The following is a 22,824-nucleotide window of genomic DNA, read 5'->3' on the forward strand; positions in this document are numbered from 1 at the left end:
ATGGACAGGTCGAAGTCGAGATCGATGGTGGTGTCGTTCCACTGCTCGACAACCAGATCGCGCTCGGCGCTGTCGAGCAACTCGATATCGCCCACGGACACACCGGGTTCGGTGGTGATGGCGGTGAGCACCCGCACCAGGCGGTCGGCGATCCGGCGAACCGTGTCCTCGTCGAACAGATCACGCAGGTAGCCCGCGCGAATACGCAGACGGCTGTCGAGCTGCGCGATGAGCGTCAGCGGGTAGTGGGTGGCGTCGGCCGCTTCCAGGCCGGTCACACCCATACCGTCGATATCGGCGGCCTGCTCCCGAATACCGTCGGCGTCAACGGGATAGGACTCGAACACCACGAGGGTGTCGAAGAGTCCACCGATGCCCGCCGCCGACTGGATTTCGGCCAGTCCGACGTAATGGTGGTCGAGCAGATCCGCCTGCTCCCCCTGGGTGCGGGTGAGCAGCGAGCGCACGGTTTCGGCCGGATCGAAGGCGACCCGCACCGGCACCGTATTGATGAACAGGCCGACCATGGATTCGACACCCGAGAGCTGGGCGGGACGCCCGGACACGGTGGTGCCGAAGAGCACATCGTCGCGACCGGTGAGACGGCCGAGCAGAATTCCCCACGCGGTCTGGAGCACGGTGTTCGGCGTGACGCCGAGCTGCGCGGCCAGGTTGGTGAGCCGGGTGGTGGCGGCCTCGTCCAGATCGAAGAAGTACTCACCGGACAGTGCGGTGATTTCGCGGCCGGCGTCGGGGCGGGTGAGCAGCGTCGGCTCGGACACCCCGCGCAGCGACTTCTGCCAGGCCGCGATGGAGGCCGAACGATCCTGCTGGGCAACCCATTCCAGGAAGTTGCGGTAGGACCGGACCGGCGGCAGCGCACTGGTATCGGCGCGCGTCGCGTACAGGACGAGGAGGTCCTGCATGAGCAGCGGCATCGACCAGCCGTCGAGCAGGATGTGGTGGTTGGCCACGGCCAGCTGCCAGGCGTCGGCGGCCGTCTGCACCAGAGTGAAGCGAATGAGCGGCGGCTGCGTCAGATCGAAGCGCTGCATCCGGTCGGCGTCGATGATGTCGCGCGCATCGCCTGTCTCGGTGCGGTCGTGGTTGGTCCACGCCACCCGAACGCTGTCGAGCACCAGCTGCACCGGGTTACCCGCGGCATCGGAAAGGTATGCGGTGCGCAGGATTTCGTGCCGGTCGAGGAGCGCCTGAGCGGCCGCGCGCAGGCGGTCGGCATCCACGCGGCCATTGAGGGTGAGTACGACCTGTGCGGTGTACACATCCACCGAGGACACGGCCAGCTGGGCGTGGAAGAGAAGGCCCGCCTGGAGGGCGGACAGCGGCCACACCTGATCGAGACCCGGGAAGCGCCGCTCCCAGCCGTCGATATCGCGCTGGGTGACCTGCACCAGACCGAAGTCGGACGGCGTATGCCCACCCGCGTCGGCCGAGTCGGCGTGGCGTGCGACCGCTTCCAGCGCCGCGGTCCACAGCTGCCCCAAGGTGGCCACTTCCTCGGCGTTCAGCAGCGTGCTGGGATAGCCGATATTGGCGGTGAGCTTATCGCCGACCACGATGGCATTGATATCGATCGGGGCCATGGCGGGCATATCCGCGTCGTACGCGCCACCGAGGTTGCCCAGCTCCGCGGCCGGAATCCAGCCGAAGCCGCGCAGGGCATCGGGCACATCCCCCTCATTGACGCGACCGAGGTAGTTGAAGCTGACCTGGCCGGGCAGATCGGCGGGCAACCGGTCGGCGGTGGCCTGGTTCAGGTAGCGCAGCAGACCGTAGCCCAGCCCCTTATCGGGCACCGCGAGCAGTTGCTCCTTGACGGCCTTGATGGCGCGACCCATGGCCGGTCCACCGGCCAGGGCGGCATTGACGTCGATATCGGACAGGTCGAAGCGCACCGGGAAGATGGCGGTGAACCAGCCGACCGTGCGCGACAGATCCGCACCCGATACAACCTCTTCCTCGCGGCCGTGGCCCTCGAGGCGGATGAGGGCAGACCTGTCCCCCGCTTCGCCGATGCCCTTGTCGGAGCGCCACTTCGCGACCGCCAGCGCCAGCGCGGTCAGCAGACCGTCATTGACGCCGCCGTGGAAGAGCGCGGGCACGGTGGTGAGCAGCGATTTGGTGACCTCGGCGGACAGTTCGACGCGATGCTTGTCGACGACCTCGGTGATATCCACGGTCGGATCCATGGCGCGCTCGGTGAGCAGCGGATCCGGACCGTCGACCACGCCGCGCCAGTACTCCAGTTCGGCGAGACGCTTATCGCTGGCCGCTTCCTGCTCCAGCGCATGAGCCCAGGTGCGCATGCTGGTGGCGGGTGCGGTGAGTTCCGGCGTCTGGGCGGCGGAGAGCTGTCCCCAGGCAGTGACGAAGTCCGGCACCAGGATTCGCCAGGTGACACCGTCGACCACGAGGTGATGCGCGACCACGATCAGGCGACCGGCGCGGGTCGGTTCCGAGGCCTCCAGCCAGACGAACCGAACCACCACGCCTGCGGCGGGATCGAGGCGATTCAGGGTGACATCGAGTGCGGCGGAGGCGATTTCGGCCAGCACATCGTCACTGATTCCGGCGTCGAACTCGGTACGGTCGATGAGGGCGTCCACATCGACGGTGCCCGGCGCCGAGGTTTCGACCACCCATTCCGGGTTCTGGTACAGGCGCGCCCGCAGCATGTCGTGGCGGTCGATGACGGCCGCGACGGTGGCGGCGATACCCGCGCGGTCGATGCCGACCGGCAGTTCGAGTGCCATGGTCTGGTTGAACCGGTTGAACGAGCCGACCCGCTCCGCCATGAATCGCACGACCGGCGTGAGCGGCATCGCACCGACGCCGCCGCCCGGCAGTTCAGCCAGTTTTGGAGCCGTATCCCCCAGTGCGGCAGCGGTTTCGGCCACCGCGGCCAGTCCGGCCACGGTGCGCTGTTCGAAAACGTCGCGCGGGCTGAACACCACGCCGCGCGCCTTGGCTCGCGACACCAGCTGAATGGAGACGATGGAGTCGCCACCGAGGGCGAAGAACGAATCGTCGATACCGACCCGCTCGAGACCCAGAACCTCGGCGAAGACTTCGGCAATGGTGTGCTCGATCGGATTACGCGCGGCCCGGAAGGTGGCCTCGGTGGTGAATACCGGTTCCGGCAGTGCCTTGCGGTCCAGCTTGCCGACCGGGGTCAATGGCACCCGGTCGATGGTCATGATCGACGACGGCACCATGTAGGCGGGCAGGCGCTGTTCGACATGCGAGGTCAGTGCGGCGGCATCGATGGCATGGCCCGGCGCCGCAACCACATACGACACCAGCGACACCGCACCGGCGGCATTCTTGTGCCCGATGGTGACGGCGAAGTCCACGGTGTCGTGCGCGGCCAGCGCGGCATCGATCTCACCGAGTTCGATACGGAAACCGCGCACCTTCACCTGGAAGTCGGAGCGGCCCACATACTCGACCTCACCATTGCGCGGCCCACCCGTCGCCCGGCCGCCACCCCTCATCGAATCGCTTCGCGATGCTGGCACCCATCGGACCACGTCACCCGTGCGATACATCCGGGCACCCGGCACATACGGGTTGGCGACGAAACGATCCGCCGTCAAGCCGGGACGGGCGTGGTAGCCACGGGCCAACTGGATACCCGACAGATACAGCTCACCCGCGACGCCCTCGGGCACCGGCCGCAGCCGGTCGTCGAGGATCAGCGACCGCATACCCCGGATGGGGCCACCGATGGTGACGAGATCGCCCGGCACCATCGGATCGCTGATATTGGTCATGATGGTGGTTTCGGTGGGGCCGTAACCATTGTGGAAGGCGCGAGTGGTGCCGTCCGCCAAAGGAACTGCCCACTTCGCGACCAGCTCCGGCGGTACCGCTTCACCACCGGCGCACAGCATGCGCAGGGTATCGAGGCCGGTCGGATCGAAGGTGGCCAGCGCGGCCGGGGTGATGAACGCGTGCGTGGCCCGCTCGGCGCGGATCAGCTCGGACAGTTCCTCACCGCCGTAGACGCCGGTGGGGACGACCACGAGCGCCGCGGCCGGTCCGACCGCGAGCAGGAACTCCAGCATGGACGCGTCGAATGACGGCGAGGCGAAATGCAGTGCGCGCGAATCGGAATCGAGGTGGTAGCGCTCGATCTGCTCGGCGCTGAAGTTGGCCAGACCGGTGTGGGTGACCACGACGCCCTTGGGCAGGCCGGTGGAGCCGGAGGTGTAGATGACGTACGCCGGATGCTCCGGGCGCAGCGGACGCACCCGGTCGGCAGCCGCGACCGTCGCGGCGTCGTAGCCCTCGAGGTCGAGGTCTTCCAGGACCAGCCACTGCGCCGATTCCGGCAGGTCGGCGCGCACCGAGGCCACGGTCAGGCCGACCGGCGAACCGGAATCGGTGACCATATGGGCGATGCGGTCGGCCGGATAGGTCGGGTCGACCGGTACGAAGGCGGCACCGGTCTTGGCGACGGCCCATTCGGCGAGGTAGGAGTCGGCCGATCGCGGGACGGCAATGGCGACCAGGTCCTCGGCACCGATACCGCGCTCGATGAGCAAGCGCGCCAAACGGTTCGAGCGTTCATCGAGTTCGGCGTAGGTCAGTTCGACCCGGCCGTCACGGCCCGGGTAGATAACGGCGGTGCCCTGCGGATTGCGTGCGACGGCCTCGGCCAGCAGCTCCGGCAGGGTGCGCGCGGGAACCGCGGGCAAGCCGGTGCGGTCGATGAGGTCGGCGCGTTCGGCGGTGTCGAGAATATCGATACCGCCGACGACGATCTCCGGATCACCGGCGATGGCTTCCAGCACCCGCTGCCACCGCTGCGCGAATTCGGCGGCGGTGGGCTCGTCGAAGAGATCGGTCGCATAGGTCAGAGCCAAGGCCATACCCGCATCGCCATGCTCCGACAGCGTGAACTGCAGGTCGAAGCGGGCGACATCCTCTTCGAGGTCGAGTGCGGAGACGGTCAGGCCGGGCAGTTCCAGGCTGGTGCGATCCAGGTTCTGGAAGGCCAGCACCACCTGGAACAGCGGGTTGCGGGCCTGCGAGCGCTCGGGCGAGAGCAGTTCCACCAGGCGCTCGAACGGGACGTCGGCATTGCCGAAGGCGTCGAGGTCGGTGCGGCGGACCCGTTCCAGCAGATCGGTGAACGATTCGGCCGAGTCGATGGCGGTGCGCAGCACCAGAGTGTTGACGAACATGCCGACCAGGTCGTCCAGGGCCTGTTCACCACGTCCGGCGACGGGGGTGCCGACCGCGATGTCCTCGGTGCCGGACAGTCGCGACAGCAGCACCGACAGGGCGCTGTGCATCACCATGAACAGCGACGAACCACGCTTGCGCGCCAGGTCTTCCAGCGCCGCGATGAGTTCCGGCGACAGCGTCTTGTGCAGGGTCGCACCGCGATGGGAGGCCACCGCCGGGCGCGGGCGATCGGACGGCAGGGTGAGTTCGTCCGGGATACCGTCGAGGGTCCGCTGCCAGTAGCCGACCTGGCGGGCGAGCAGTGATCCGGCGTCCTCTTCGGAGCCGAGCACTTCGCGCTGCCAGATGGCGAAGTCCGCGTACTGCACGGGCAGCGGTGCCCACCCGGGAGCCGCGCCCTGGGTGCGGGCGGTGTAGGCGGTCATGACATCGCGGGTGAGCGGGCCCATGGAGAAGCCGTCACCGGCAATGTGGTGCACCACGACCACGAGGACGTGCTCGTCGATACCGTCGACCCGGTACAGCCGTGCACGCAGCGGAACCTGTTCGGCCACATTGAATCCGGTGACCGCGAATTCGGTGACGCGGGCGGTCAGCTGTTCGGTGCTCACCGCCACCGGTCGCAGGTCCAAACGGACCTCATCGGCCGGGACCACGACTTGCATCGGAGTGCCGCCGTGCTCCGGGTACCGGGTACGCAGCGATTCGTGCCGACGCACCACATCAGCGACCGCGAGTTCCAGTGCGGCGGTGTCGAGTTCACCGGTGAGGCGAATTGCGAGGGGCAGGTTGTAGGCCGCCGAGCTGGTGTCGTACTGGTTGAGGAACCACATGCGCTGCTGTGCGAAGGACAGCGGCACCAGTTCCGACGCGGCACGCTGACGCGCCACCAGTTTGGCTCGGGACGCGCCGTCGGTATGCGATTCGATACGCGCGGCAAGGGCTTCCACGGTCGAGGCTTCGAACAGGGTCCGCACCGCGACGCTGGTGTCGAGGGCGGCGCCGATGCGCGAGACCACGCGGGTGGCGATGAGCGAGTTGCCGCCCAGGTCGAAGAAATCGTCGTCGAGACCGATCCGTGAGAGGTCGAGGACCTCCGCGAAGACGGCGGCCACGGTTTCCTGGACGGGGGTCTCCGGCGCCCGGAAGGCTCGCGCCTGCACGGCGGGTGCGGGCAGGGCGCGACGATCCAGTTTGCCGTTGACGGTCAGCGGGATTCGATCGAGCACCACGAGGGCGGACGGCACCATGTAGGACGGCAGCCGCTCCCCCGCCCCGTCGCGGACGGCGTCGGTATCGATGGCGCCCTCGGCCACCACGTAGGCGACGATGCGCTGATCACCCGGCTGGTCCTCGCGCACGATGACCGCGGCCTGCGCGATACCCGGCTGGGCCAGTACGGCGGATTCGATCTCGCCGAGTTCGATGCGGAAGCCGCGAACCTTGACCTGATCGTCGGCGCGACCGAGGTATTCGAGTTCGCCGAACCGGTTCCAGCGCGCCACGTCACCGGAGCGGTAGAGGCGCTCACCCGGTTCGCCGAACGGACTCGCCACGAAGCGGGTCGTGGTGAGGTCGGCGCGACCGAGGTAGCCGCGCGCCAATTGCGGTCCGGCCACATACATTTCGCCCGCGACGCCCACCGGCACCGGGTGCAGCCGGTCGTCGAGGACGTAGACGCGCAGTCCGGCAATGGCACGGCCGACAATGCTGCCGGTGGCGGCGGCAATGGTGGCGGCGTCGAGAGCGCGGTGCGAAACGTGCACGGTGGTCTCGGTGATGCCGTACATATTGACCAGTTGCGGAGCCCCGGGTGTGGAGCTTGCCGAACGCCCATCGATCGGAGCGCCGTGGCGGGCAACCCAATCGCTGAGGCGGCGCAGCTCGAGCGCCTCACCACCGAAGACGACGTAGCGCAGCGACAGCGGCGATACCGCGTTACCGGACTCACGGCTGGCGACCGAGGCGATACGGTCGGCCTCGGCCAGCTGGTAGAAGGCCGACGGCGTCTGGTTGAGCACCGTAACCCGTTCGCGGCGCAGCAGTTCCAGGAACTGTTCCGGCGAGCGCGAGGTGTAGTAGTCGACCACGACGAGCTTACCGCCGTAGAGCAGCGGGCCCCACAGTTCCCACACCGAGAAGTCGAAGGCGTAGGAGTGGAACAGGGTCCACACATCCTGTGCGCCGAAGCCGAATTCGCGATCGGTATTGGCGAACAGCCGCACCACATTCCGATGCGCCACAGCGACGCCCTTGGGGCGGCCGGTGGAGCCGGAGGTGTAGATGACATAGGCGACGTGGTCCGGTCGCACGGGGCTGCGGCGGTCGGCGTCGGTAATCGGCGCGTCGTCGGCATCCTCGACGTCACCGGCCTCGACGGTGTAGCCGTCGAGTACCACGGTCGGCAGGGTCGAGGGCAGCTCGACCTGCACCGTGGAGTCGATGATCACGCTGGTCGGCGCGGAATCCTCGAGCAGGTAGGCAATGCGATCGGCCGGGGAGGTCGGGTCGATCGGCACATAGCCCGCACCGGTCTTGACCACGGCCAGCAGCGCCACCACCAGATCCAGCGAGCGCGGGAGAATTACCGCGACAAGGGATTCCGGCCCCGCACCCTTGGCGATCAGGCGACGAGCGATGACATTGGCGCGCCGATCCAGATCGGCGTAGGTGAGTTCGTCCTCGCCGAAGCGCGCCGCGACCCGCTGGGGGTTGGCCGCGACGGCGGCGTCGAACAGACCCGACAGCGTGGCATTGGGATCCGCGAACAGACCACTGCTGTGTCCTCCGGTGGCGCTGGCGGTTCCCTCCGTGGTTACGCGAGCTGCCGCCTCCGGGCCCGTCGCGACCGCCACGGCATCTTCACCCGCGGTGACCCAGCGCTCGGCCACATCGTGGCGTTCGTCCTCACCTAGCAGATCGATATCGCCGACGGTGGCGGTCGGATCCTCGGCCACCGCCCGCAGGATGCGCACCAGGCGATCCGCGAAGGCCGCCATGGTCTCGGGATCGAACAGTTCGGTGGCGTAGTTCCATGACAGGCCCAGGGACCCGTCGGCCCGCTCGCCCACGGTCAGCTGCACATCGAATTTGGCGGTGCCCGGATCGAATTCGACGATATCGACATCGAGACCCGGCAGCGAGACCGAGCCCGCGTCCTTGGCGGAGGCGGCCTCGAAGGTCAGTGCCACCTGGAAGAGCGGGTGGTGCGCCTGTGAGCGCACCGGGCTGAGCACATCCACCAGACGCTCGAATGGCACATCGGCGTGCGCGAAGGCGGACAGGTCGGTGCGCCGCACCTCGGCGAGCAGGTCGCGGAAGGCGGCGTCCGGGCGCACCGGGGTGCGCAGCACCAGGGTGTTGACGAACATGCCGACCAGGTCGTCGAGGGCACGTTCACCGCGGCCGGCAATGGGGGTGCCGATGGCGATATCGGTGGAGCGCGACAGCCGCGACGCCCAGGTGGCGAGTGCGGCGTGTACGACCATGAACAGGGTCGCGTCGTGTTCGCGTGCGACGGATGTGAGCGACCGGTGCAGCTCGGCGTCGATCGAGAAGTCGTGTGTACCACCGGCATTGCTGGCGACCTCGGGTCGCGGCCGGTCGGCGGGCAGTTCGATCTGATCGGGCAGATCGCGCAATTGCTCGGACCAGTAGGCGATCTGAGCGGCGGCGGCCGATTCCGGATCGTCCTCGGAGCCGAGCACCTCGCGCTCCCACAGCGCGTAATCGGCGTACTGCACCGGCAACGGAGCCCAGCTCGGGGCCTCACCGCGGCTGCGGTCCAGGTAGGCGGCGACCACGTCACGCAGCAGCGGGCGCAGCGAGAAGCCGTCACCGCTGATGTGGTGCAGCACCAGCACGAGCACGTGCTCGCGCGGGTTCAGCGTGAGCAGCGTCGCGCGCAACGGCAGTTCGCTGGTGACGTCGAAGTGGACACTGGCGAGCGCGGTGACCCGCGCCACCAGGTCGTCGGACTCGATCTCCTCGGCGGCGAGGCCGACGGTAACCTCACCGAGCGGCAGAATGCGCTGGTAGCCGGTGCCTTCCACCTCGGGATAGCTAGTGCGCAGTGCCTCGTGGCGGGCCAGCACATCGCCGAGGGCGGCGGCCAGTGCGGCCGCGTCGACCGCACCGGTGAGCCGCAGCGCCACCGGGATGTTGTTGACGGCGGTCCGGCTGTCGAAGCGGTTGAGGAACCACATGCGCTGCTGCGCGGGCGAGAGCGGAATGAGTTCGGGGCGTTCGCGCGCCACCAGCGGCACCCGCCCGCCGGTGCCGGCCCGCGATTCCAGTTGCGCCGCGAGGGCGGCCACGGTGGAGGCCTCGAACAGCGTGCGCACCGGAATATCGGCATCGAGGGCCGCGGACAGGCGCGCGGCCACCTGGGTGGCGATGAGCGAGTTGCCGCCGAGGTCGAAGAAGTCGTCGTCGAGACCGACCCGCTCGACACCGAGAACATCGGCAATGGTTCCGGCGACGGTCTGCTGCACCGGGGTGGACGGCGCACGGTAGACCTTGGCCGCGAAGGTGGGCGCGGGCAGCGCCTTGCGGTCCAGCTTGCCGGAGGCGTTCAGCGGGAAGGCATCCAGCACCATGAAGGCGGCCGGGACCATGTAGGCCGGAAGCTGCTGGGACAGCTCGGCTTTCACGGCTTCCAGATCGATGTCACCGGCGGGTACCAGGTAGGCGACCAACTGGTCGCCGGTGCGCTCGTCGTGGCGCACCACGACCACCGACTGGGCGACCGCGTGGAGCGCATTGAGCTCGGATTCGATCTCGCCGAGTTCGATGCGCAGACCGCGCAGCTTCACCTGGAAGTCGGTGCGGCCCAGGTATTCCAGTTCACCGTCCGGCGTCCAGACGACGAGGTCGCCGGTCCGGTACATGCGGACGCCGTCCCCGAATGGGTTGGCCACAAAGCGATCCGCGGTCAGATCGGGCCGGGCCACATAGTCGGTGGCGAGCTGATCGCCCGCGAGGTAGAGCTCACCCGCGACACCCACCGGCACCGGCAGCAGCCGCGAATCCAGCACGTACACCTGGGTATTGAAGACCGGCGCACCGATCGGCACCGTGGCGATGTCCTCATCGGTGACCTCGTGATAGGTCACGTCGACCGCGGCCTCGGTGGGGCCGTACAGGTTGTGCAGGCGGGCACCGGTCAGCTCGCGCAGCTGCTGCGCGATCGGTCCGGGCAACGCCTCACCGGAGGCGAATACCAGGCTCAGGCTGGTGCATCGCGCGGCGGTCGGCTCGGCGGTCGCGTCAGGCCCGGAGGTGGCAGCCTGCGTAGCCGCGGAGGACCCCGCGGCGGCCGCATTCAACTCCGCCACGAAGACCGCGAGCATGGACGGCACGAAGTGGGTGACCGTGACATCTTCGCGGGCAATGAGATCCGCGAGGTAGGCCGGGTCACGGTGGCCGTCCGGCTTGGCGACAACCAGGCGCGCACCGATCTGGAGCGGCCAGAAGAACTCCCACACCGATACATCGAAGGTGGCGGGGGTCTTCTGCAGTACCACATCGTAGGGTGCGAGCCCGTACTGGGCGTGCATCCACACCAGGCGGTTGACGATGGCCTTGTGCGAGACCGCGACACCCTTGGGACGGCCGGTCGAACCGGACGTGAAGATCACGTACGCGGTATTGCCCGGACGCAGTGGGGCGCGGCGGTCGGCATCGGTGACGGGGGTGTCCGCGTAGCCGGACAGATCCAGCTCGTCGATGCGAACCTGACGTCCCGCAATACCTTCCAGATCACTGCCCGAGGTCAGTACGCAGACCGGCTCCGCGGTATCGAGGATGTACTGGCTGCGCTCGGCCGGATGATCCGGATCCAGCGGGACGTACGCGCCACCGGCGACCGTGACGGCGTACATTCCGACCACCAGGTCGATGGAGCGGCGCATCCCCAGCGCCACAAACGATTCCGGTCCGACGCCCTCGTCGATGAGGAAGCGCGCGAGCTGCCGCACCCGCGCGGCGAACTCGGCGTACGACAGCGTCTCGTAGAGACTCGATGAGGGGTGGTGGTCGGGCGACGGGTGGGCCAGACTTGTCCCCTCGTACGTGACGGCGGCCGGGTCCGGGGTGCGCTCGACCTGGGCGTCGAAGAGCGAAACCAGGGTCGCGGCAGCGCTTTCGGCGACCTCCGGCAGTGCGGCGTCGAGTTCGAAGGCGGTGGCGTTCCAGGCATGCAGGACCTGGTCACGTTCGGCGCGGCTGAGGATTTCCAGTTCACCGACACGGACGGCGGGATCGGTGGCCACCGCGGACAACACCCGCACGAAGCGCTCGGCGAAGGTATTCGCGTACTCGCCATCGAAAAGGTCGGTGGCGTAGACGAGTTCGGCGTCCATGGCCGCGATGTCGGCGGTGCCGTCCACGACTTCACTGAGGGTGAGCTGCAGATCGAACTTGGCCGTCTGCTGGTCGATACCCAGTTCGGCCACGCTCAGACCCGGCAGTTCCAGGGCGGCACGGCCCAGGTTCTGGAAGGACAGCATGACCTGGAACAGCGGGTGGCGCGCCTGCGAGCGTGCCGGGTTCAGCACCTCGACCAGCCGCTCGAACGGCACATCGGCGTGCGCGAAGGCCTGTAGGTCGCGTTCGCGGACATGGTTGAGCAGATCCGCGAAGCTCGCGCCGGTATCGACCTGCGAGCGCAGTACCAGGGTATTGACGAACATGCCGACCAGGTCGTCGAGGGCCTGCTCGCCACGACCGGCCACCGGAATACCGACGGCCACATCGTCACTGCCGCTCAGTCGCGACAGCAGTGCGGCGAAGGCGCTGTGCACCACCATGAAGAGGGTGGTCGCGTGAGTCTGGGCGACGCGGTTGAGCGCGGCGACGAGTTCACCCGAGAGCTGGAAGCGATGCGTACCGGCCCGGTACGAGGCGACGGCGGGCCGTGCCCTGGTGGACAGCCGCAGCTCGTCCGGCAGTCCGGTCAGGGTGTCGCGCCAGTAGTCGAGCTGCTCGGTAATGAGCGAGCGCCCATCGTCTTCGGAGCCGAGGGTTTCCCGCTGCCACAGCGCGTAATCCGCGTACTGCACCGGCAGTTCCGGCCAGCCCGGAGCCTCGCCGTTGCTGCGGGCCACGTACCCGGTAATGAGGTCGCGAACCAGCGGGTTCATCGAGAAGCCGTCGGCGGCGATGTGATGGGCCACCAGGACCAGCACGTGCTCGTCATCGGCCAGGCGGTAGACCCGCAGTCGAATCGGCGGTTCGGCGGTGACATCGAAACCGAGGGTGACGAATTCGTAGATCGCGCCAAGGAGTTCGGCCTCGGACACCTCCACCACGTCGATGGCCGGAATGGCGCGGGCGGTGGGCAGCACCTTCTGGTAGGCGACGCCGTCGGCGGACGGGTACACCGTGCGCAGCGATTCGTGGCGTGCCACCACATCGATCACGGCGCTACGCAGCGCATCGAGATCCACTGCGCCGCTGAGCCGGACGGCCGCCGGAATGTTATTGGCCGCCGAATCGGTATCGAAGCGGTTGAGGAACCACATGCGCTGCTGTGCGAGCGACAGCGGCGGGTGCTCGGGGCGGGCACGGACCGTGAGCGCCTGGCGCACACCGGTTCCCGCATGCGACTCCACCCGGGCGGCCAGCGCCGCCACGGTCGGGGCCTCGAACAGCGCGCGCACGCCGATTTCGGCATTGAGCGCGGTACTCAGTCGCGCGACCACCTGGGTGGCGACGAGCGAGTTGCCGCCGAGTTCGAAGAAATCGTCGTCGACGCCGACACGCGTGACACCGAGCAGATCGGCGAAGATCTGGCCGATGATCTCCTCGATCGGAGTCGAGGGCGCACGGAAACGCTTGGTCTCGAAAACCGGTGCGGGCAGCGCCCTACGGTCCAGCTTGCCGGAGGCATTGAGCGGGAATTCGTCCAGCACGACCAGCGCGGACGGGACCATATAGCCCGGAAGCGACTGCCCCAGCGCGGCCTTCACCGCATCGGCATCGACAGCGGCCTCAGGTTCACGAACCACGTAACCGACCAGCTGATCACCGGCGTGGGCATCGGCGCGCACCACGACCACGGACTGGGCGACACCCGGCTCCGCCAGCAGCGCGGCCTCGATCTCACCGAGTTCGATGCGCAGACCGCGCAGCTTGACCTGGAAGTCGGTGCGGCCCAGGTAGTTCAGTTCACCGTCGGCGGTCCAGGTGACCAGGTCGCCGGTGCGGTACATACGGGAGCCTGGAGCTCCGAGCGGGTTGGCGACGAAGCGATCGGCGGACAGGTCCGGGCGGCCGAGGTAGCCGCGCGCCAGCTGATCGCCCGCGAGGTAGAGCTCACCTGCGACACCCGGTGCGACCGGGTGCAGGCGGGCGTCGAGGACGTACACCTGGGTGTTCCACACCGGGCGACCGATGGGAACGGTGACCTCGTCGAAGTTCGAGACCTCGTGATAGGTGACATCGACGGCGGCTTCGGTGGGGCCGTACAGGTTGTGCAGGCGCGCACCGGTCAACTCGCGCAGCTTCTGCGCGGTCGGCGCGGGCAGCGCCTCACCGGAGGCGAAGACCTGCCGCAGGCGCGGCGCGGTGACGGTGGAGTCGCCGTTCTCGTTCCCGATCGTGGAGACGAATACCGACAGCATGGACGGCACGAAGTGCGCCGTGGTGATGCCTTCGTCGGCAATGAGCTGAGCCAGGTACACCGGATCGCGATGTCCGTCCGGCTTGGCGACGACCAGCCGCGCACCGGTCTGCAAGGGCCAGAAGAACTCCCACACCGACACGTCGAAGGTGGCCGGGGTCTTCTGCAGTACGGCGTCGTGCGCACCGATCGGGTACTCGTGCTGCATCCACAGCAGCCGGTTCACAATGGCGGCATGCTCGACGGCCACACCCTTGGGGCGGCCGGTCGAACCCGACGTGAAGATCACGTAGGCGGTGTGGTCCGGCCGAATCGGCTGCGCCAGTTCGGCTTCGGTGATCGGGATGTCGGCGTAACCGTCCAGACGCAAAGTGTCGACCTCGAGCACCGGCACATTGCGACCGGTAATGAAGTCGTCACGGCTGGTGGTGAGGATGGCCACCGGACGGGCGGTATCGAGCACATAGTCGATACGCTCGGCGGGCTGGTCCGGATCCAGGGGCACGTACGCGCCACCGGCTTCGAGGACCGCGTACATGGCGACCACGAGGTCGGTGGAACGCCGAATGGCCAGGGCCACCAGCGATTCCGGCCCAACACCGGCGGCAATGAGCTTGCGCGCCAGGCGATGTACCCGAGAACCGAACTCGGCATAGGTCAGCTCTGTTCGACCCTCCGAGCTCCGCCCGGGTGCGCCCTCGAATACGACGGCGGTCGCGTCGGGGCTGGTCGCGGCCTGTGCCTCGAAGAGCGAAACCAGGGTCGGCGCAGTGCCCCCCGGCAGCGTCGGCAGCACCGACGCGATGTCGAACGCGGTGGCATTCCACTCGGTCAGCGACCGCTGCTTCTCGTAGTTGTCGAGCAGATCGATATCGCCGACGGGCCGTTGCGGATCCTCGGTGACCGCGTCCAGGATAGTGTGCAGCCGCCGCGCGAAGGCCGCCACCGTGTCGTCGTCGAAAAGGTCCAGGGCATAGGAGAATTCGGCCGACATACCGGCGTTCTCACCGCGCGCGTCCTGCGCCTCCTGCAGGGTGAGTTGCAGGTCGAATTTGGCCAGACCCGGGTCGTAGTCGATGCCATTGACCCGCAGCCCGGGCAATTCCAGGCTGGTCTGCCGGGTGTTCTGGAAGGTCAGCATGACCTGGAACAGCGGATGCCGCGACTGCGAGCGGGCCGGGTTGATCACCTCGACGAGGCGTTCGAACGGCACGTCGGCGTGCGCGAAGGCGTGCAGATCGGTATCGCGGGCCGCGGCGAGCAGATCACCGAAGCTGGCATCGCCATTCACCTCGGTGCGCAGCACCAGGGTGTTGACGAACATGCCGATGAGATCGTCGAGAGCGGCCTCACCGCGACCGGCGACCGGGGTGCCGATGGCGATATCGCCGGTGCCGGACAGCCGCGCCAGCAGTACGGCCAGGGCGCTGTGCATGACCATGAACAGCGACGCGTTGTGCCGGCGGCCCAGATCGACCAGGCGCTGCTGGGTTTCGGCGGAGATAATGAACGGGTAGGTGCCGCCCCGGTAGCTGGCCGTGGCGGGACGCGGCCGGTCGGCGGGCAGCACCAGTTCGTCGGGCAGGTCCGCCAGCGCCCGGGTCCAGTACTGAATCTGCTTGGCGATCAGCGATTCCTGATCGTCCTCGGAACCGAGTACCTCGCGCTGCCACAGCGCGTAATCGGCGTACTGCACGGGCAGTTCGGCCCAGGCCGGGGCCTCCCACGAGGTGCGGGCGGCGTAGGCGACCATGACGTCGCGGGCGAGGGGACCCATGGACCAGCCGTCGGCGGAGATGTGGTGCACCACCATACCGAGCACGTACTCGGTTTCGCTGATCTCGAAAAGCCTTGCGTGCAAAGGCACTTCATTGGTCACGTCGAATGCCATCGATGCCAACTCGATGAGGTGGTCGATGAGATTGGCATCGGTGACCGGTACCGGGGTCAGGTCGGGCACGATCTGCGCGGCGTCCAGGACCCGCTGCACGGGGCCGTTGCCGGTCTCCGGGAAGACGGTGCGCAGTGATTCGTGGCGGTCGATGACGTCGATAACGGCGACCTGCAGCGCCGCCACATCCAGCTCACCCGAGAGCCGGATGGCGACCGGGATGTTGTTGACCGCGGACTCGGTATCGAAGCGGTTGAGGAACCACATGCGCTGCTGTGCCAGCGACAGCGGAATATCGGTGGGTCGCTCACGCGCCACCAGGGCCTTGCGCGCACCGTCACCGGCATGCGATTCCACCCGCGCGGCCAGGGCCGCGACGGTGCTGGCCTCGAACAGCATTCGCACCGGCACCCGGGTATCGAGTGCGATACCGAGGCGGGAGGCAACCTGCGTGGCAATGAGCGAGTTGCCGCCGAGTTCGAAGAAGTCGTCGTCCACGCCGACCCGGGCGATACCGAGTACCTCACCGAAGACCTGAGCGACAATCTCTTCGATAGGTGTTGTCGGGGCCCGGAATTCGCGCACCTCGAACACCGGCGCGGGTAGCGCCCTGCGATCGAGTTTGCCGGAGGCATTGAGCGGCAGGGCTTCCAGTACGACGAGTGCGCCGGGCACCATGTACGCGGGCAGCGTGCGGTGCAGGGCGGCCTTGACGTGGTCCAGGTCGACCGGACCGGCCTTGGTCACCAGATAGGCGACCAGCTGATCACCGGCGACGGTATCGATGACCAGCACCACGGCCTGATTGACCGCCGGGTGGTCGAGCAGCGCGGATTCGATCTCACCGAGTTCGATGCGCTGGCCGCGGAACTTCACCTGGAAGTCGGTGCGGCCTATGTATTCCAGAATTCCGTGGTCGATTCGTCCTGCGGGCGCGGAACCTGCGGAGCGCCCATGGTTCCAGCGCACCAGGTCACCGGTGCGGTAGAGCCGCGTGCCCGGTTCGCCGAAGGGGTTGGCGACAAAGCGTTCCGCACTCAGGTCGGGGCGGCCGTAGTAGCCGCGCGCCACCTGGATACCACCCAGATACAGCTCACCGGGGACGCCCGCCGGAACGGGACGCAGACCCTCGTCGAGGACATAGGTCTGGGCATTCCACACCGGGCGACCGATCGGCACCGATGTCGGGGTCGGCGCGGTAATCGGCGCGTAGGTGGCGTGGACGGTGAACTCGGTGGGGCCGTACAGGTTGTGTACGGCGGCGGTGGAGAAGCGGCGGAAGGCGGTGACGGTGGCGGGCGGCAGCGCCTCACCGGCGACCAGAACCGCGCGCAGCGACAGGCATTCGGCCGCGGACGCGCTACCGGCGAAAACCGACAGCATGGACGGTACGAACGAGGTCATGGTGACGCGATGGCGGCCGATGATCTCCGACAGGTACATCGGGTCGCGATGACCGTCCGGGGCGGCGATGACCATCTGCGCGCCGACGGCCATGGTGCCGAACAGCTCCCATACCGACACGTCGAAGGTGACCGGCGTCTTCTGCAGGATCACATCGGTGTCGTCCATGCCGTACTCGTTGGTGATCCAGGCGATCTGGTTCAGCACCGAGGCATGGGAGACGGCGACGCCCTTGGGGCGGCCGGTGGAGCCGGAGGTGTAGAGCACGTACGCGGTATTCGAACTCCGCAGCGGAGCAAGGCGATCCGCATCGGTGATCGGGGCGTCGTCGAACTCGGCGAGGTCGAGCAAGTCCAGGTGCAGCACCGGGCAGTCGTCGCTGTCGACATCGTCGTCGGTGGTGGTCAGCAGGACCACGGGCTGGGAGCTGTGCAGGACGTAGTCGGTGCGCTCGGCCGGGTGATCCGGATCGATCGGCACATAGCCGCCGCCGGCCGCATGGGTGGCGTAGATGGCGACCAGCATGTCGATGGAGCGGCGAATACCGACCGCCACCAGCGATTCCGGACCGACGCCGGAGGCAATGAGCTTGCGCGCCAGGCGATTGACCCGTGACGAGAACTCACCGTAGGTGAGTTCCGCGGCAGGACCGAACATGCCGCCGCTGCGCTCGCCCGGATCGAAGATGAGCGCGGTGGCATGCGGGCGCTTGCGCACCTGCCGCTCGAACAGATCGGCCACGGTGACCGTGTCGGGCAGGTCGTGGCCGGTGCGGTTCCACTCGTGCAGTACGGTTTCGCGCTCATCGGCCTCGAGGACGTCGATATCGCGCACCACGATTTCCGGTGCGGCGACCGCGGTTTCGAGGACGTGCAGGTAGCGGCGGCCGAAGGCGGCCACGGTGTCGGCGTCGAAGAGATCGGTGGCGTAGGACAGCACCACCGACAGGCCCGCCGATTCACCGTGCAGGCCACGGTGTTCGGTCATGGTCCACTGCAGGTCGAATTTGGCGATATCGACCTCGAGCTCGTCCGCGGAAACGGTGAGGCTCGGCAGTTCCATGGTGCCGTGCGACATCTCCTGGAACGACAGCATCACCTGGAACAGCGGATGCCGCGCCTGCGAGCGGGTCGGGTTGAGCACCTCGACCAGGCGCTCGAACGGCACATCGGTATTGGCGAAGGCCGCCAGATCGGTTTCCCGGGTGCGGGACAGGAAGTCGGTGAAACGCGCGGAGCCGTCGACCTCCGAGCGCAGCACCAAGGTATTGACGAACATGCCGATCAGGTCATCGAGCGCCTGTTCACCACGACCGGCGACCGGGGTGCCGATGGCGATATCGGTGGTGCCCGACAGTCGCGCCAGCAGCACCGCGAGGGCGCTGTGCATGACCATGAAGAGCGAAACACCCTGCGAGCGAGCCAGATTCGTCAGCGCGGCGTGCAGTTCGGCGTCGATATCGAAGGTGACGCGACTACCGTGGAAGGACTGCACCACGGGGCGAGGACGGTCGGCCGGCAGATCCAGCTGATCCGGCAGACCCGCCAGGGACTGCCGCCAGTAATTGATCTGGCGGGCTGCCATGGACTCCGAATCGGCTTCGGAGCCGAGCACTTCGCGCTGCCAGATACTGAAGTCCTGGTACTGCACCGGAAGCGGGGCCCACGCGGGCTCCTCTCCGGCGACGCGTGCCAGGTAGGCGGCCGTCATATCGCGCGAGAGCGGTCCGAACGAGAAACCGTCCGCGGCAATGTGGTGCACGACGAAGGCGACGGCGAGGTCGGTGCCTTCGGGGCTGTCCTCGCCTACGCGGAAGACGCGGACGCGGATCGGCAGCTCCCGCGAGACATCGAAGCCGGTGGAGGCGAATTCCGCCAGCGCCGAATGCAATTCGGATTCCGCGATGGAATGGATTTCGATGCCGAGGTCGACCTCGTCCATCGGCAGCACCTGCTGGTACCCGCCATCCCCGGATTCCGGGAATACCGTACGCAGCGATTCCTGGCGCGCCACCACATCGGCGAGCGCCAATTGCAGGGCGTCGATATCGACCTGCCCCTGCAACCGCACCACGAAGGGCAGGTTGTAGGTGGGCACGGTCGGATCGAACTGGTTGAGGAACCACATGCGCTGCTGCGCGAGCGACAGCGGCACCCGCTCGGGACGCTGCTGCGCGACCAGCGGCAGCCGCGAACCCTCTTCCGGCGCGGTCGCTTCCACGCGCGCGGCCAGACCGGCGACGGTCGGGGTCTCGAACAGGGCACGCACACCGAGACGGCTGCCGAAGGCCGCCGAGATACGCGAAACCACCTGGGTGGCAACGAGAGAGTTGCCGCCGAGGTCGAAGAAGTTGTCGTCGATACCGACCCGCTCATGGCCGAGGACATCGGCGAAGATACCCGCCACGATCTCTTCCGCGGCGGTGCGCGGTGCGCGGAATCCGGCGGCATCGGCGGTGAACACCGGTTCCGGCAGGGCCTTGCGGTCCAGCTTGCCGGAGGTATTGAGCGGGAAGGCGTCGAGCACCATGATCGACGCCGGAACCATGTAGCTGGGCAGCTTCTCGGCGACGAAGCGGGTCAGCTCGGTCGGTTCGATGGACTGGCCCGGGGCGGGCACCACGTACGCGACCAACTGCTGGCCGGTGGCGGTATCCATGACCAGCACCGCGGCCTGCGAAACGGCCGGGTGCGCGAGGAGATCGGTCTCGATCTCGCCGAGTTCGATGCGCTGACCGCGGAACTTCACCTGGAAGTCGGTGCGGCCGATGTATTCCAGCGCGCCGGACTCATTCCAGCGCACCAGGTCACCGGTGCGGTACATGCGCTCGCCGGTGGCCGACAGCGGGTTCGCGACGAAGCGATCCGAGGTCAGATCCGGCCGGCCCTTGTAGCCGCGCGCCAGCTGACGGCCCGCGAGATAGAGCTCTCCCGCGGCACCGATGGCGGCGGGCCGCAGCCGCGAATCCAGTACGTAGACTTCGACATTCCACTCGGGCACACCGATCGGCACCGTGGTGGTATCGGCGGCGGTGTTCTCCCAGTAGGTGACCGACACCGCGGCCTCGGTGGGGCCGTACAGGTTGTGCAGGCCAGCGTCGGTGATCTGGCGGAAGCTCGCCCCGGTCTCCGGCGGCAGCGCCTCACCGATGACGAATACGTACTTCAGCGAGGCACATTGGGCCGCGGTGGCGTGCGCGACGAAGACCGTCAGCATGGACGGCACGAAGTCGGTGACCGTAACCCGGTGCCGCTCGATCATTTCCGCCACGTACAGCGGATCGCGATGGCCGTCCGGGGTGGCGATCACGAGCTTCGCGCCCACCAGTAGCGGCATGAAGTAGCCCCACAGCGACACGTCGAACGTGGTCGCGGTCTTCTGCAGGTACACGTCGGCCGCGGTCATCGGATACTCGTGCAGCATCCACAGCTCTTGGTTGACGATGGCGTGGTGGGTGACCGCCACCCCCTTCGGCCGACCGGTGGAGCCCGAGGTGTAGATGACATAGGCGGTATTCGACGAGCGCAGCGGCGCGAGACGATCCGCGTCGGTGAGCGGCTCGGCGGAGAAACCAGTGGTGTCGAGGCTGTCGATCTCGACGCGACGCACCGCTTCCGGCAGGTCCAGATCGTCACGCGCGGTGGTCAATACACAGACCGGTGCCGCGGACTCGAGGATGTAGGCGGTGCGATCGGCCGGGTGATCCGGATCGATGGGCACGTACGCGCCACCGGCCCGCAGCACCGCGTGCATGCCGACGACCAGGTCGAGCGAGCGCCGCATTCCCAGAGCCACCAGCGATTCCGGGCCGACGCCATCGGCGATGAGCGACCGTGCCAGGCGGTTCACCCGGGCGCCGAATTCGGCGTAGGTCAGCGTCTGGCCCTCGAAATCGAGGGCGATATTGTCCGGGGTGCGCGCGATCTGCGCGTCCAGCAGTGCGGGCAGTGTGGTCTCGGGGACCTCGTGGCCCGACTCGTTCCACTCCACCAGGGTCTTGGCGCGTTCGGCATCGGTGGTGATGGGCAGACCCCACACCGCCTGGCCCTCGCCCGCCGACAGGAACCGGTCGAAGAACTCCAGGAAGCGCGAATGGTGCTGCTGCGCCTCGGTTTCGGAGTACAGGTTCGGGTTGGTCTCGAAATCGATGTGATTGCGGGTGCCCTTGACCGACTGATAGAAGTTGACGCCCAGATCCTCGATGGAACCGGTGGACAGCACGCTGTACTCACCGACCACATCACCGAGTACGACCTCGTTGTGGAACAGCATGATGTTGACCCACGGGCCGAAGAACTCCCGGGTCACCACACCATCGCCCGCGGCATCGCGGCGAATGTCCTCGTGGCGGTAGCGCTGGGCGCGCAGTGCGCCCGTGACCGCCGTACCCACCTGGGCGAGCAGATCGGCCACCGTGGTGTCGTGGCCGACGTGCAAGCGCAGCGGCACGATATTGGAGGTCGCGCCGCCGGAGCGACGCATGGCGGCGGTGGTGCGGGCGGTCACCGGCAGGCTGAGGATGACGTCCTCGGTGCCGTTCCACTGCGCGAGGTAGGCCGCGAAACCGGCGATCAGCAGACCGGCCGGCGACGACTCGTAGCGGGCTCCGGCCTGATCCAGCAGGCTGCTCTGCTCATCGGAGAGCGCCGCGGTGGTGATGCCATTGAGCGGGGCGGGCGGGGCGGAACGGCCGGAGAGGCTGGTGCCCTCCTCCAGCCCGGCGACGCGCTGGGACCAGTACTCCTTGTCGGACTGGAAGCGCTTGGAATCGCGATAGGCGAACTCCTGCTCGACCAGGGTCTTCAGATCGGTGACCTTGACCGGTTTCGGCTCTTCGCCACGCACGTACGCCGTGTACGTCTCGGCGACGCGAGTCATGTAGGTCACTGCGCCGAAGCCATCGAGCGCAATGTGATGAATTCGCGCGTACCAGTAGTAATGATCGTCGCCGAGGCGCAGCATGGCCGAGCGGATCAGGCGGTCGGAGACCAGGTTCAGCGGACGGCTGTAGTCCGCGCGCATCCAGTCCCGGGCGGCGGCGGCCGGATCGGCCTCGTCACGCAGGTCGACCTGGTAGATGGTGCGGTCCAGCGTGGGATCGACCATCTGCATGGGCTCGCCATCGCGCTCGACAATGCGCAGGAAGCCGGATCCGATCTCGAGCGAGGCGTCGACCATGGCCTGCTCGAGCAACGGTATGTCCAGCTCACCGCGCAGTTCGACGTACTGGGCGATATTGATAGGCACCAGCGGGTCCAGGTGCTGGGCGTACCAAATACCGAGCTGAGCTGGAGACAGCGGGAAGAGTTCCCCCGATGCGGGTGTCACTTCACCGCCAGCTTCGCCGTTGCCGCCGAAATCCAGCCGGTCCAACCCAAACCTCGCTTCCGGAACACCACGTAAGCGCTCCCCACCGACACCCGAACAGGACGCAGACCTTTGCCAGCGTGGCGTCCGCGTTCGGGGTTCACTTCGAATTCAAATCAGACAAAAATGCTCTATGGGTACCGTCTCGCCCGGAGATCTCGTTACATGGGCGTGACCACACCCGGCGACGGCACAACCGTCTTCCGCGGAACCTTGTTGCTCACCACCGAACCAATCTACCGCCCACTGAGGGTATGCATACAAAAAGGGCTATAGCCCTTAGCTATCATCGCATTTCACGATTCATGGGATGAACAAATACCCA

General features: G+C 67.4%; 2 pseudogenes. Both read right to left on the reverse strand.

Annotated elements, in window-relative coordinates:
* Window positions 1-68: 68 nt before the first annotated feature.
* A pseudogene (locus tag NU1_RS44135) lies at window positions 69-6,464 on the reverse strand (amino acid adenylation domain-containing protein); the annotation flags it as partial.
* Window positions 6,450-22,460: pseudogene (locus NU1_RS44140) on the reverse strand (non-ribosomal peptide synthase/polyketide synthase); the annotation flags it as partial. The pseudogenes NU1_RS44135 and NU1_RS44140, both read right to left, overlap by 15 nt.
* Window positions 22,461-22,824 lie beyond the last annotated feature (364 nt).

Source organism: Nocardia uniformis NBRC 13702 (assembly GCF_001613345.1).
Taxonomy (GTDB): domain Bacteria; phylum Actinomycetota; class Actinomycetes; order Mycobacteriales; family Mycobacteriaceae; genus Nocardia; species Nocardia uniformis.